11 protein-coding genes and 1 pseudogene are annotated in these 13,551 nt (G+C 72.7%); 6 read left to right on the forward strand and 6 right to left on the reverse strand.

Going from position 1 to position 13,551, the window contains the following annotated elements:
- Positions 1–296: 296 nt before the first annotated feature.
- Together mycP and AB0D57_RS12605 are read right to left on the reverse strand one after the other, a co-directional pair.
- Complete coding sequence (gene mycP / locus AB0D57_RS12600) at positions 297–1,574, reverse strand: type VII secretion-associated serine protease mycosin (protein ID WP_362070837.1); 1,278 nt, start codon at positions 1,572–1,574, stop codon at positions 297–299.
- A complete protein-coding gene (locus AB0D57_RS12605) occupies positions 1,571–2,533 on the reverse strand; it encodes a hypothetical protein (RefSeq protein WP_362070839.1) in 963 nt (320 codons plus the stop codon). Before AB0D57_RS12605 ends, mycP begins: the two co-directional genes overlap by 4 nt.
- On the opposite strand from AB0D57_RS12605, the gene AB0D57_RS12610 reads away from it, so the two are divergent.
- Both AB0D57_RS12610 and AB0D57_RS12615 read left to right on the forward strand, forming a co-directional pair.
- Positions 2,532–3,260 carry a hypothetical protein gene (locus AB0D57_RS12610; RefSeq protein ID WP_362070841.1) on the forward strand — a complete coding sequence of 243 codons (729 nt, stop codon included), beginning with the start codon at positions 2,532–2,534 and terminating at the stop codon, positions 3,258–3,260. The genes AB0D57_RS12605 and AB0D57_RS12610 overlap by 2 nt on opposite strands.
- Before the next feature lie 830 nt (positions 3,261–4,090).
- Entirely contained in the window at positions 4,091–5,293 is a 1,203-nt protein-coding gene (locus tag AB0D57_RS12615; protein ID WP_362070843.1) for an amino acid deaminase/aldolase, read from the forward strand.
- Between the two features lie 99 nt (positions 5,294–5,392).
- On the opposite strand, the gene AB0D57_RS12620 is transcribed toward AB0D57_RS12615, so the two are convergent.
- Genes AB0D57_RS12620 through AB0D57_RS12630 form a run of 3 tightly spaced genes read right to left on the reverse strand, consistent with a single transcriptional unit; the run spans position 5,393 to position 8,993 of the window.
- The gene (locus AB0D57_RS12620; protein WP_362070845.1) at positions 5,393–6,193 is read right to left on the reverse strand and encodes a 3-oxoacyl-ACP reductase; all 801 of its coding nucleotides are present in this window, start codon (positions 6,191–6,193) and stop codon (positions 5,393–5,395) included.
- Positions 6,190–7,623 (reverse strand): aldehyde dehydrogenase family protein, encoded by a 1,434-nt coding sequence (locus AB0D57_RS12625; protein ID WP_362070847.1) that lies wholly within the window; start codon positions 7,621–7,623, stop codon positions 6,190–6,192. The genes AB0D57_RS12620 and AB0D57_RS12625 overlap by 4 nt, the downstream gene beginning before the upstream one ends.
- 8 nt (positions 7,624–7,631) lie before the next feature.
- A complete protein-coding gene (locus AB0D57_RS12630) occupies positions 7,632–8,993 on the reverse strand; it encodes a glutamine synthetase family protein (protein WP_362070849.1) in 1,362 nt (453 codons plus the stop codon).
- A gap of 77 nt (positions 8,994–9,070) precedes the next feature.
- Here AB0D57_RS12630 and AB0D57_RS12635 point away from each other — a divergent pair, with 77 nt between their 5' ends.
- Both AB0D57_RS12635 and AB0D57_RS12640 read left to right on the forward strand, forming a co-directional pair.
- Positions 9,071–9,829, forward strand: coding sequence for an FCD domain-containing protein (locus AB0D57_RS12635; RefSeq protein WP_362070851.1), 759 nt, complete (start codon positions 9,071–9,073; stop codon positions 9,827–9,829).
- Positions 9,830–9,878: 49 nt separating this feature from the next.
- Positions 9,879–10,559 (forward strand): gamma-glutamyl-gamma-aminobutyrate hydrolase family protein, encoded by a 681-nt coding sequence (locus AB0D57_RS12640; protein ID WP_362070853.1) that lies wholly within the window; start codon positions 9,879–9,881, stop codon positions 10,557–10,559.
- A gap of 190 nt (positions 10,560–10,749) precedes the next feature.
- On the opposite strand, the gene AB0D57_RS12645 is transcribed toward AB0D57_RS12640, so the two are convergent.
- On the reverse strand, positions 10,750–11,778 hold the full coding sequence (locus tag AB0D57_RS12645) for a LysR family transcriptional regulator (protein WP_362071030.1): 1,029 nt from the start codon (positions 11,776–11,778) through the stop codon (positions 10,750–10,752).
- 127 nt (positions 11,779–11,905) lie between these two features.
- On the opposite strand from AB0D57_RS12645, the gene AB0D57_RS12650 reads away from it, so the two are divergent.
- Both AB0D57_RS12650 and AB0D57_RS12655 read left to right on the forward strand, forming a co-directional pair.
- Complete coding sequence (locus AB0D57_RS12650; RefSeq protein ID WP_362070855.1) at positions 11,906–13,036, forward strand: TDT family transporter; 1,131 nt, start codon at positions 11,906–11,908, stop codon at positions 13,034–13,036.
- A 162-nt stretch (positions 13,037–13,198) separates the two neighbouring features.
- Positions 13,199–13,504 (forward strand): annotated as a pseudogene (locus tag AB0D57_RS12655) (aldo/keto reductase); the annotation flags it as partial.
- Positions 13,505–13,551 lie beyond the last annotated feature (47 nt).

The following is a 13,551-nucleotide window of genomic DNA, read 5'->3' on the forward strand; positions in this document are numbered from 1 at the left end:
TGTTCGAGCGAAGCCGAGAACTTGGGGGAGTCGGCAACCGACGACAACGCCGCAGATGGGCGCACCAGACCCCGCGTCTGCGACCTGATCCGCCGAACAGGCCCTAAGGCCTGTCGTTTGGATCAGGTCGCGGGGAATCGACGATGCCTTGTCGGCGCCGGTGAGCGGGGTCTGGTGCGTGAGGCTGCAAGGCGGAGGAGGGCGTCGATGCGGAGCATCGGCAACCGACGACAACGCCGCAGACGCGCGTGCCGGACCCCGCGTCCGCGGCGTGATCCAAACGACAGGCCCTAGCTCTAGAGGCTGTCGTCGTACCGGCGCGGTCCTCTGCGGCCCCGCCACAGGACGACGGCCGCGGCCAGCAGGACGACGCCGAAGCCGCCCGCGACAGGGCCGAGCCAGCCGGACGGAGAGTCGTCCTGCTCGGCGGCGTCGGGGCCTGATCCGAAGTACTTCCGGTCGTACGCGGCCGACTGCGGGTCCTCCGGCGCGAGCCGGCCGCCCGCCTCGATGGCGGCCGCGGGATCGACGAAGCCGTAGCCGCGGGAGTCGTCGCGGCCACCGCTGGGGGCGTCGCGGGCCGTGTCCTCCAGGAGCTTCTTGATCTGCGCCGGGGACAGGCCCGGGTGGGCCGCCTTGATGAGCGCGACCGCGCCGGAGACGAACGCGGAGGCGGCGCTGGTGCCCCAGCCCTCGTAGTACTTGTCGTCCGGGTCGGCGATGACGACGTCGACGCCGGGGGCGCTGACGGTGGCGTACCAGCGGCGGGTGGAGAACGAGGCGCGGGTGCCGTAGCGGTCGACGGCCGTCGCCGCGATCACGCCCGGGTAGGCCGCGGGGTACGAGATGTGGTCGCCCTTCTCGCCGCCATTGCCGGCCGAGGCGACGACCACCGCGCCCTTCTTCAGGGCGTACTGGACGGCGGCGTCCTCGGCGGGCTCGGGATGGGCGGACTTGGAGTCGTCGCCGAGGGAGAGGTTGATGACGTCGGCGCCCTGGTCGGCGGCCCAGCGGATGCCCTCGGCGAGGGCGTTGCCGCGGGTGTTGCGTGCCTTCGTACGGGCGGAGTCGCCGTCTTCGAGGATGACGCGGACGGGGAGGATCTTCGCCTCGGGGGCGATGCCCATGACGCCGTCGCCGTTGCCGAGGCCGTGTCCGTGGCCGGCGATGATCCCCGCCATGGCGGTGCCGTGCCGGGCCCAGGCGCGGTCGCCTCGGACGGCTCCGAAGCCGACCAGGTCCTTGCCGGTCAGGACGTTGCCTGCCAGATCCGGGTGCTGGTCGTCGACGCCCGTGTCGAGGACGGCGACGGTGATGCCCTCGCCCTTTGTCGTGCGCCAGGCCTGCTGGGTGTGCATCGCGTCGAGGGCCCACTGTTTGGCGCGTATGTCGTCGGCGTGCGCGTCGGTGGACGGGAGCAGGGCGAGGGAAGCGGCCAGCAGCACACTGAGGAGTCCGGCCCTGCGCGTGCGGGGGCGGTGTCCGGTCCTGCGGGCGCCGAGGCCCTTTCCGGCCTTGTGGGCCCCGAGGCTCTTTCCGTGGGGGCCGAGGCCTTGTCCCGGTCCGTGGCTCATGACGGCTTCTCCGTGGCCGAGACGACGGTCTTGCGGAGGCTTCGCTCGATGCGGTCGGCGAGGCCCTGTGCCTCGTGGCCAAGGCCGGCCTGGGCCGGGGCCGTGGTCGCACCGGACTCCATGGCGTCCTCGGCGGGCTGCGGGTCGGTGACGGCGCGGGCGTCGGCGAAGCCGGAGACGGCGTAGACGACGACGGGGGCGTCGGTGAGGACGGACACCGTCCAGGAGGCGCGCTGGGCGTTGCCGAAGCCGGCGGCGACGGTGTTCTCGACGGCGTACGGGCGGGGCATCAGATCGGTCCGCCGCTCGAGGCCCTCCTGCTGGAAACGGGTCTTCAGGGACGTCATGGCCGCCGCGTCCGCCTTGGTGAACAGCAGGCCGACGGTGGTGACATGGCTGCGGGTCGCGTCCGTGTAGGTGGCACGCAGCAGCCGCAGGCAGCCGACCGGCGCGAGGGCCTTGCGCAGGAGCGGGTCGAAGGCGTTCGCGCAGCCGCTGTCGGGGGCGACGGCGATACGGGTCCACGTCCGGTCGGCGCCGCCCGGCCCCGCGCCCTGGCCCTGCACGGTGGGCGGGAAAAGCTGATCCACGGGCACGCTGTGCCACAGGCTCCCGGCCGCCGTGAACGCGCCGCGCGCACCGTCCGCGCCCGCGCTGTCCCCGGTCAGCCAACTCCCGGTCGCCGCACCGCCGATGAGTCCGAGTCCCAGGACGACACAGGCCACGACCGCGACCACCCGGGGACGGGTACGTGCGCCCACGGGTCGCAGGCGTGCGGTGTCCTCGTCATACACCTCGGGCCGCGCGAACGTGACGAAAGGGCGCCCCGCGCCGGGGAGCGGGCCTGCGGACGTGGGCGGTTTTGCGGGGACCTCCGCGGGGATGGGCCGCAGTCGCGTGGTCGTCTCCGTGATCCCCTCTTCGGGTGCGGCGTTCCGCCCCGGGATGGTGTGCGGCATGCCGGGCCGCCAGCCGGACGGCGGGGTGTCGGGAAAACGGGCGGAGGCCGCGGGCGGGGGCAGCGTCTCGGGGGTGGGACGCCGTCCGGGCAGGGGCGGGTGCGTTTCCTCGCGGGGCGGGGCCGTGTCCGGCTGCGGGGCGGAGGCGCGCGGAGAGGCCGGAGCGTCCGCCGGCGCCGCTGAAGGCGTCGCAGCGGCCGAGGGCCCGGAACCCGCCGCCGCGGAGGACGACTTCGGGTCGCTCGCAAACCGGAAGGGCCGCGGCGCACGGGAACCGGAGGCCGAGCCGGGCGCGGCATCGTCCGAGGCGCCCGACGACAACGGCCCAGGGGACGCGCCTGCCGGGCGCGGTACGGCGTGGGCGGCGGTGCCGGACGGCACCGACCTGTCGGACCGCTCCGAGTCGCCGCGCGAGCGCGCTCCCGCGACCGCCGTACCGGACGACGACGACCCACGCGCATCAGCACCGGAACGCGGCACCGCGTCGGCGGAGGTGCCGGAGAGCGGCGGCATCGCGTCGCCCGCGGAAGGCGGCTGCCCGCGGTGGGGGGTGCGCGAAGCGGGGGCGTCTCCCATGGCGGGCGGCGCTGTCGGGCGGGGTGGGGCAGGCTGCGGGGCGGCGGCCGAGGGCATGGGACCGGGCAGCGACCAGGGCTCGCCCGTCGCGGACGGTTCCGAACGACGGGGGGACGCGGGCTGCGGGGTGGCCGAGGGCATGTCCTGGTGACGGGCCAGCGACCACCAGGGCTCACCGTCCGCGGGCGGCTCCGTCGAGCGGGGCGGTCGAGCGCTGCCCGACGGCGGGTGTGTAGGGCGGGGCGGCACGGCGTCGCCGCGCATCGGGGACTGCTCCGGCCGGGGCAGCACGGTGTCCCGGTCGACCGAGGATCCCCCGGTCCGGGGTGGAGCCGCCGGGCGAAGCGGTACCGCGGGGCCGCCCGGCCGCGACGCGGACGCCGAGCGGGTCGGCGGAATCCCTCCCCTCGGTGAGGATCCCTCGGGCCACGGCCGATTCACCGGGCGAGGTGGTATCGCATCCCCCCGCGCGGGGTCACCCGGCCGCGACACGGGCGCCTGGCGGGACGGCGTGGTCTCATCCCTCGTATCCGGCTCCCGCGCAGGGGATCCCTCGGGCCGTGGTGGGGTGGCCGTTTCCCGTACAGGAGATCCTCCGGACTCGGCGAACTCTCGTGTCACGGGCGGCTGTTCCGGGTGCGGGGGTGTTGCCGGGCGTGGCGGAATGGAGGCGCGGCGCGCTTCCGTGCTCATGCACCCCCCGTTTCCTCGTACCCGGGCAACCGACCCGTCCCGGAGTTCGTACCGAGACGTTTCACGCGCGCGGAAGGAACCTCCCCGTCGGTTCGCCCGTCACGGGCACGCATACCCGCACCGGTGGACCGTCATCCCGGGCACTGAGCCCGGGCAAGGTCGTTCCTCCCTGCGTGCGCGTCACTCTACGGGTTGACGTGGGCCGGGAGGGCATCGGTCCAGGACCCCGGGGCATCTGCCCGGAACGTCCCCCTACCCTGCGGTAATCGAGTCTGGCAGGCTTCGGTCATGACTGCCCGCGCCGCAGACCGGGCCCGCTACGACCGGGCCACCGCTCACCTCGACGCTCCTCTCGCGATCGTGGACCTGGAGGCCTTCGACGCGAACGCGGACGACCTGGTCCGCAGGGCCGCTGGAAAGCCGATCCGGGTCGCCAGCAAGTCCGTGCGCTGCCGCGCCCTGCTCGAACGCGTCCTGGCCCGGGACGGCTTCGCGGGCATCATGTCCTTCACGCTCGCCGAGTCCCTGTGGCTGGCGCGGTCCGGGTTCGACGACGTACTCCTCGCCTATCCGTCGGCGGACCGCGCGGCCTTCGCCGAACTGGCCGGCGATCCCAAGCTCGCGGCCGCCGTGACCGTCATGGTCGACGACCCGGCCCAGCTCCGCCTCATCGACGAGGCACGCGACGGCGGCACCGAGGTCGTGCGGGTCTGTTTGGAGTTGGACACCTCCCTCAAGCTGCTCGGCGGGCGGGTCCGGGTCGGGGCCCTGCGCTCGCCGCTGCACTCGCCCTCCCAGGTCGCCGACTTGGCCCGCGCCGTCGTCCGCCGGCCCGGGTTCAAGCTCGTGGGGATCATGGCGTACGAGGGGCACATCGCGGGCGTCGGCGACTCCGTCGCGGGCCGGCCCTTCCGGTCGCGTGCCGTCCGGCTCATGCAGGCCACCGCGCGCAAGGAGCTCGCCCAGCGGCGTGCCGAGGTCGTGCGCGCCGTGCGAGCTGTGGAGCCGGACCTCGAGTTCGTCAACGGCGGCGGCACCGGCAGCGTGCAGCACACGGCCGCCGAGGACGCGGTCACCGAGATCGCGGCGGGGTCCGGGCTGTACGTTCCGCGTCTCTTCGACAACTACACGTCGTTCAGCGGGCGTCCCGCCGCGCTCTTCGCCCACCCCGTCGTCCGTCGGCCGGGCGTCGGCGTCGTCACGGTCCTCGGCGCCGGATACCCGGCGTCCGGCGCTGCGGGCCCCGACCGGCTGCCCGTTCCCCATCTCCCGGAGGGGCTGAGATACGACCCCCAGGAGGGCGCCGGCGAGGTGCAGACGCCGCTGCTCGGCTCCCCCGCCGACGACCTGCTCATCGGCGACAAGGTGTGGTTCCGGCACGCCAAGGCCGGTGAGCTGTGCGAGCGGTTCGACGCGCTGCACCTCGTGGCGGGCGACACGGTGACGGCGACCGTCCCGACGTACCGCGGGGAAGGCCACACGTTCCTCTGATCCGAGGGGAGACCCCGGGGTCGCCGTGACCGTGCGGGAGATGACCCGGCCGTGCCGGCACACTCCGGGGCCGCTTGAACAGTCGTAGGCCCCCGTGGTCTACAGAGGCGTGACGTACGCGCCCGAGATGCCGCCGTCCACCAGGAAGTCGGTGGCGTTCACGAAGGAGGAGTCGTCGCTGGCGAGGAACGCGACCGCCGCGGCGATCTCGTCCGCCTCCGCGAATCGCCCGACCGGGATGTGAACGAGACGGCGGGCAGCCCGCTCCGGGTCCTTGGCGAACAGCTCCTGGAGGAGGGGGGTGTTCACCGGGCCGGGGCAGAGCGCGTTGACGCGGATGCCCTCCCTCGCGAACTGCACGCCCAGTTCACGTGACATGGCGAGGACGCCGCCCTTGGAGGCCGTGTACGAGATCTGAGACGTGGCGGCTCCCATGCGCGCCACGAAGGAGGCCGTGTTGATGATGGAGCCCTTGCCCTGGCGCCGCATGTAGGGGATCGCGGCCTTGCAGCACAGGTAGACGGAGGTGAGGTTGACCTCCTGGACGCGCTTCCAGGCCTCCAGGCCGGTCTCCAGGATGGAGTCGTCGTCGGGTGGTGAGATGCCCGCGTTGTTGAAGGCGATGTCGACGGAGCCGTAGGTGTCGTACGCCGTCCTGAAGAGCGCCTCGACCTGCTCGGGGTCGGTGACGTCGACCTTCACGAAGGTCCCGCCGACCTCCTCGGCGGCCGCCTTGCCGCGCTGCTCGTCGACGTCGCCGCAGACGACGTGGGCGCCCTCGGAGGCGAGCCGGCGCGCGGTGGCGAGGCCGATGCCGCTGCCGGCGCCGGTGATGACGGCGGTGCGGCCGACCAGCCGGCGGCAGATGTTCTGTTCGGTCGCTTCGGTCGCTTCGGTCACTGTGCGGGGCCCTCCGTGCTGATGAAGACGTTTTTGGTTTCGGTGAAGGCGGTGAGGGCGTCCGGGCCGAGTTCGCGGCCGATCCCCGACTGCTTGTAGCCGCCGAAGGGGGTCCAGTAGCGGACGCTGGAGTGCGAGTTGACGGAGAGGTTCCCGGCGCGGACGGCCCCCGAGACGCGCAGCGCCCGGCCGATGTCTCGGGTCCAGATGGAGCCGGACAGGCCGTACTCGGTGGCGTTGGCGAGCCGGATCGCGTCCGCCTCGTCCTCGAAGGGCAGGACGACGGCGACCGGCCCGAAGACCTCCTCGACGGCCACGCGTGCGCGGGGGTCGATGTCGGTCAGGACGGTGGGCGGGAACCAGAAGCCGGGGCCCTCGGGTGCCTTGCCGCGGATGCCGGGCGCTTCGGCGTCGGAGTCGCCGGCGCCGTCGACGTACGACCGTACGCGGTCCAGCTGCGCCCGGGAGATCAGAGGGCCCATCTGGGTCTGCTCGTCGGACGGGTCGCCGACGACGACGGACTCGATCGCCGGGGCGAGGAGTTCGAGGAAGCGGTCGTAGGCGGAACGCTGGACGAGGATGCGGGTGCGGGCGCAGCAGTCCTGGCCGGAGTTGTCGAGGAAGGACATGGGGGCGGCGGCCGCGGCGGCCTCGATGTCGGCATCGGCGAAGACGATGTTGGGGCTCTTGCCGCCGAGTTCGAGGGTGACGCGTTTGAGCAGGGCCGAACCCTTCGCCCACACCTGTTTGCCCACAGCCGTCGACCCAGTGAAGACGATCTTCGCTACGCCTGGGTGCTCGACCAGCGCGTTGCCCGCCACGGGCCCCGCACCCGGCAGCACCTGGAAGAGGTGCTCCGGAAGGCCCGCCTCCAGGGCGAGTTCGGCCAGTCGCAGAGCTGTCAGGGGTGTCGTCTCGGCGGGCTTGAGGATCACCGCGTTGCCGGCGGCGAGCGCGGGGGCGGTGCCCCAGGCCGCGATGGGCATCGGGAAGTTCCAGGGCGCGATGACGCCGACGACGCCCAGCGGCTCCAGGATCGTGACGTCGAGACCGCCCGGCACCGGGATCTGGCGGCCGGTGAGCCGCTCCACTCCCCCGGCCGCGTAGTCGAGGAGGTCACGGACGTTGCCCGCCTCCCAGCGGGCGTTGCCGATGGTGTGGCCGGCCTCGCGGACTTCGAGCCGGGCCAGCTCCTCGATGTGGTCGTCGACGACGGTCGCGAAGCGGCGCAGCAGCCGGGCACGGTCGGTCGGCGCGGCGGCGGCCCAGGCCCGCTGGGCGCGGCTCGCCCGCTGGACGGCGGCGTCGACGTCCTGCGCTCCGGCGCCGGGGACGGTGGCGACGACTTCTTCCGTCGTCGGATCGAGGACGTCCAGTCCGTCATGCTCGTAGTGCTCGGACTGCTCGGACTGCTCGTGCAGTTGCGACAAGTGAGGCCTCACATGCGTTCGAAGGAGCGGCGCAGCTCCCAGTCGGTCACCGCGGCGTCGAAGGCGTCCAGCTCGACGCGCGCCATGTTGCGGTAGTGCGCGACCACCTCGTCGCCGAAGGCGGCCTTGGCGATGGGGCTGTTCTCCCAGAGCTCGGCCGCCTCGCGCAGGGTGGTGGGCACGTGCGCGTAGTCGGCGGCGGCGTACGCGTTCCCCGCGCACGGCTCCGGCAGCTCCAGCTTCTGCTCGATGCCGTACAGGCCGGCCGCGACGAGCCCGGCGACGGCCAGGTGCGGGTTGACGTCACCGCCGGGCAGCCGGTTCTCGAAGCGCATCGAGCGACCATGGCCGACGACCCGGAGGGCGCAGGTGCGGTTGTCGTACCCCCAGGCGACGGCGGTCGGCGCGAAGGAGCCGAGCTGGAAGCGCTTGTACGAGTTGATGTTGGGCGCGTAGAGGAGCGAGAAGTCCCTCAGCGCGGCCAGCTGCCCGGCGAGGAAGTGCCGCATGACCGGGGACATGTCGTGGCCGTCGGCCATGACGTTGGTGCCGTCCGCGTCCGCGAGCGAGAGGTGGATGTGACAGGAGTTGCCCTCGCGCTCGTTGTACTTCGCCATGAAGGTGAGCGAGACGCCCTCCTGGGAGGCGATCTCCTTGGCGCCGGTCTTGTAGATGGCGTGCTGGTCGCAGGTGACGAGGGCCTCGTCGTACTTGAAGGCGATCTCGTGCTGGCCGGGGTTGCACTCGCCCTTGGCGGACTCGACGACCAGCCCCGCGGCCTGCATCTCATTGCGGATGCGGCGCAGCAGCGGCTCGATGCGGCCGGTGCCGAGGACCGAGTAGTCGATGTTGTACTGATTGGCCGGGGTGAGGCCTCGGTAGTGCGCGTCCCACGCCTGCTCGTAAGTGTCCTTGAAGACGATGAATTCGAGCTCGGTGCCGACCTGGGCGGTGAAGCCGAGTTCGGCGAGGCGGTCGAGTTGGCCGCGCAGGATCTGGCGGGGCGCGGCCACGACCGGGGAGCCGTCGTTCCAGGCGAGGTCGGCGATGAGCAGGGCGGTGCCCTCGTTCCAGGGGACGCGCCGCAGGGTGCTGAGATCCGGATGCATGGCAAAGTCGCCGTAGCCCCGGTCCCAGGAGGACATGTCGTACCCGTCGACCGGGTTCATCTCGGCGTCGACGGCCAGGAGGTAGTTGCAGCCCTCCGTACCGTGCTCCAAGACCTCGTCGAGGAAGAAGCGCGCGGCGAACCGCTTGCCCTGGAGCCGCCCCTGCATGTCAGGGAAAGCCAGGACGACCGTGTCGATCTCGCCGCCCGCAACGAGGGCGTGCAGTTCCTCGACGGCGAGTGGGGGTGTGCGGTCTGCCACCGGAAAAGCCTCCTTGGGTCAGCCGAGAGCCATAAGGTATTGCCGAGAACCATTGCTTGGGAAGGGGGCACGACCTGATGACACAGGCGGGTCCTGACACGGGCCCTGACAACGGCCTGGCAGGTCCGCAGGACCGGCTGACGCCGATACTGCGGCCGGTGCGGGCGGGCAACGGTTTCGAGGAGGCGCTGGAGCAGATCCTCCAGGTCGTCCGGCTCGGCCTGGTGCCCGGCGGCGAGCGGCTGCCCGCCGAGCGGGAGCTGGCGGAGCGGCTGGGGATCAGCCGGGTGACGTTGCGCGAGGTACTGAAGGTGCTTCAGGACCAGGGCCTGGTCGAGTCGCGGCGGGGCCGGTACGGCGGAACGTTCGTGCTGCCGCGGGCCGACGCACCCGGCGAGCACGAGCTGCGGCGCCGGGTCGCCGAGGTCGACATCGAGGACGTGCTGCGCTTCCGCGAGGTGCTGGAGGTGGGCGCGGCCGGACTGTGCGCCGCGCACGGCCTCGACGAGGGCCAGGCCGACCGGCTGCGCGAGGCGCTCGCGCGCACCCACGACGCGCCACTGGCCGACTACCGCCGCCTGGACACGATGCTCCACCTCACCCTCGCGGAACTGTGCGGCTCCCCGTCGCTGACGGCCCAGTACGCGGCCGTCCGCGCGTCCGTCAACGACCTGCTGGACTGCATCCCCCTTTTGGTACGGAACCTGGAGCATTCCCAGCGCCAGCACACCGCGCTGGTCGAGGCGGTGCTGGACGGCGACGCGGACGGGGCGCGGGAGATGATGCGGGAGCACTGCGCGGGGACGGCGGCGCTGCTGCGAGGGTTCTTGGCCTGATGCCACCATCAAAGGTTTACTTCCACTCCATTGGAAAGAAGGGGGCGGCGTGGGCAGACCGCTGATCGGTGTGAGTACGTATCTGGAGTCCCGGGCGCGCTGGGGCGTGTGGGAGCTGGAGGCGGCGCTGCTGCCGGCCGGTTACCCGAGGCTCGTGCAGCGGGCGGGCGGGCTCGCCGCGATGCTGCCGCCGGACGAGCCGGCACAGGCGGCCGCGGCCGTCGCGCGGCTCGACGCGGTCGTCGTCGCGGGCGGCCCGGACGTCGACCCCGCCCGCTACGGCGCCGAGCGCTCGCCGCGTACGGGGCCGCCCGCGCCCGAGCGCGACGCCTGGGAACTGGCCCTGATCCAGGCCGCGTTGGCTTCCGGTACCCCGCTCCTCGGCATCTGCCGGGGCATGCAGCTTCTGAACGTCGCCCTGGGCGGCACGCTCATCCAGCACCTCGACGGACATGTGAAGGACGTCGGGGTCGTCGGGCGCCACGAGGTGACGCCCGTGCCGGGCAGTCTGTACGCGGAGATCGCGCCGGAGTCGTGCGCCGTGCCGACGTATCACCATCAGGCGGTGGAGCGACTCGGGGAGGGGCTGGTGGCTTGCGCGCACGCGTCGGACGGGACGGTCGAGGCGATCGAACTGCCGCGTCCCGGCTGGGTGTTGGGGGTGCAGTGGCATCCGGAGATGGGGGAGGACGAGCGCGTCATGGGAGCCTTGGTGCGAGCCGCATCGTGAGCCTGCCCGTGGGGTTCCTTCGCCCCCGCCGCCCCTGCCCGTCCCATCCCTGGGGGCTCCGCCAGGCATCTCAGCCCGTCCGGCGTTTGAGGACGAGGCCGCCCAGGCCGAACGGGGGTCTGGGGGCGGAGCCCCCAGGAACGGGACGGGACGGGTAGGGGCGGCGGGGGCGAGACAACCCGCGCCGGCCCTATACCCCCCGGGTCAGCGACAGCAGGTCCCGTGCCGGACCTGTCGGCCGGTGTCCCGTGGGCCAGACCGCCCGGAGGTCCCGGCGGAGCTGGACTCCGGAGAGCGGGATGTTCACCAGCCGATGCGCCGACAGTTCCTCGCCGAGGGCCAGCTCGCTCAGGACGGCGGGCCCCGCCCCGCTGACCGCGGCCGCCTTGACCGCCGTAGTCGAGGAGAGCTCGATCAGAGGGCGGGCAAGCCCGCCCAACGCCGCGTCGAGAACCTGACGCGTGCCCGAGCCCTCCTCCCGGAGGATCAACGGGGTCGACGCGAGCTCCGCCCCGTCGAGAGGCGCCCGGCGACGGGCCCACGGATGCGCCGGCGCCGTCACCACGATCAGCCGGTCGTGCGCGATGACCGCCGAGTCGAGACAGGCCGGGACGGACAGCCCCTCCACGAAGCCGAGGTCCGCCTCACCGGCGAGAAGACGTTCCGCGACAACCGTCGAATTCCCCGCGAGGAGCGACACCGCCGTGTCCGGGCGCTGCGTGCGCAACGCGATCAGCCAGCCCGGCAGCAGATACTCGGCGATCGTCATGCTGGCCGCGACGCGAAGGCGCGAGTCACGGCGGTCCCGCAGCGCCTGCGCACCCACGTCGAACGCCTCGGCCGCCTCCACGACCCGCCGCGCCCAGTCCGTGACAAGCGCCCCGGCGTCCGTGAGCCGCGAACCTCGTGGTGAGCGGTCGACGAGGGCCACGCCCAACTGCCTCTCCATGGAGCGGATCCGGCTGCTGGCGGCGGGCTGAGTGATCCCCAGTTCCCGCGCCGCCCGCCCGAGACTCCCCAGCCGCGCCACCGCGAGCAACAACTCCAGCGCCCCGAGATCAGGCACGCGGTGCGCGATCCCGGCCGATTCCCCGACCTTGCCGCCGTTCGCTTCCCCGGTCCTGCCACCGTTCGCTTCCCCGGCCTTGCCACCGTTTCCTTGCCCGGCCCTGGCGCCGTCTCCTTGCCCCGCCCTGCTCCCGGCCGGCCCGCCCGCCATACCCCCGCCGGGCTCGCCCGCCCCGCCCCCTATCGACCCCTCAGTCCCAGTACCCATAAACCCAGCTTATGCCCCCATAGCTCCATACTCCCTGGTGGGGAGCCCGCCCCGGCACGACCGTGGGGACATGGTCACCGCAGCCGAGCCCCGCCTACCGCTACCGCTCCCCACCGCGGAAGCCCGGCATCCGCGCGCCGCCGCCGTCCGCCACCTCGGTCCGAACTGGTACGCCTCGGCGATGGGCACCGCGATCATGGCCACGGCGGGCGCCGGGCTGCCCGGAGACGTCCCGGGCCTGCGCACCGTATGCACCGCCATGTGGGCGCTCTCACTGGCCCTGCTCATCGCACTGCTCTGCGCCCGGACCCTGCACTGGACGCACCACCGCGACCAGGCCCGCGCCCACCTCCTCGACCCGGCCATGGCCCCCTTCTACGGCTGCCTCGCCATGGCCCTGCTGGCCGTGGGCGGCGCCACCCTCGTCGTCGGCCGGGACTGGATCGGCACACACCCGGCTGTCGTCCTGGACGCCGTTCTGTTCACCGCCGGTACGGCCGTCGGTCTCGTCGCCGCCGTGGCCGTCCCGTACCTGATGGTCGTCCGGCATCGCATCGAGCCGGACCAGGCCACCCCCGTCTGGCTGCTCCCCCTCGTCGCGCCGATGGTCTCCGCCGCCCTCGGGCCCCTCCTCGTCCCCCATCTCCCTCCGGGTCAGCCCCGGGAGACCCTTCTTCTCGCGTGCGTCGCGATGTTCGGGCTCAGTCTGCTGGCCACCTTCGTGATGCTGCCGATGATCTTCGCCCGGCTCATCACCGCAGGCCCGCTGCCGCTCGTCCTCACCCCGACCCTGTTCCTGGTGCTCGGCCCGCTCGGCCAGTCCACGACCGCCGTCGGCAAGTTCGCGGACTTCGCGCCGGGGGTCCTGCCCGCCCCGTACGACCAGGGTTTCGGCGTCTTCGCCGTCCTTTACGGCGTCCCCGTGATGGGCTTCGCGCTGCTGTGGCTGGGGCTCGCCGCCGCGCTGGTGGTGCGGGCCCACCGCCGGGGCATGGGCTTCGCGATGACCTGGTGGTCGTTCACCTTCCCGGTGGGGACCTGCGTCACCGGCGCCGAGGGGCTGGCCCGGCACACCGGGCTCGTCGCGTTCGACTGGCTCGCGGTCCTGCTCTACGCGCTCCTCGTCGGCGCCTGGTCCGTGGCCGCCGTCCGTACGGCTCACGGTGTCGTCAGCGGCGAACTGCTCGCAACACCTAGATAGATGTAACTCCGCTATGGACGGGCAGTTCCAGGCCAGGCGTCGGTGGAACCTCAGCCAGTGTCCGCTCGACCGCCCGGCACCCTGCCGCCGGCTTCCGCCCCGAATCAGGGCGCCAGCTCGAGGAGGTGACGGCGCGCCTCGCCGCCATCCAGACCGAGTAACTCGCTGTGGACGCGCGACCCCGAGGCCGAAGTGTTCCCCACCCTGCGCGAACTCGGCATCGGCTTCGTGCCCTACTCGCCGCTCGGCCGCGGCTTCCTCACCGGCACGATCCGCTCGCTCGACCAGCTCGACGCCGACGACTGGCGCCGGTCCAACCCGCGCTTCGAGGGGGACAACCTGGAGGCGAACATCCGGATCGTGGAGCAGGTGGACGACGTCGCCAAGCAGCTCGGCGCGCCCCCCGCTCAGGTTGCGCTCGCGTGGCTGCTCGCGCAAGGCGACGACATCGCGCCCATTCCCGGCACAGGCTAGATGCCAGAACCTCAGCTTGGGTAGCTCAGGTGATGCAACAC

Origin of the sequence: Streptomyces sp. NPDC048275, assembly GCF_040652275.1 — a bacterium.
Taxonomy (GTDB): Bacteria; Actinomycetota; Actinomycetes; order Streptomycetales; family Streptomycetaceae; genus Streptomyces.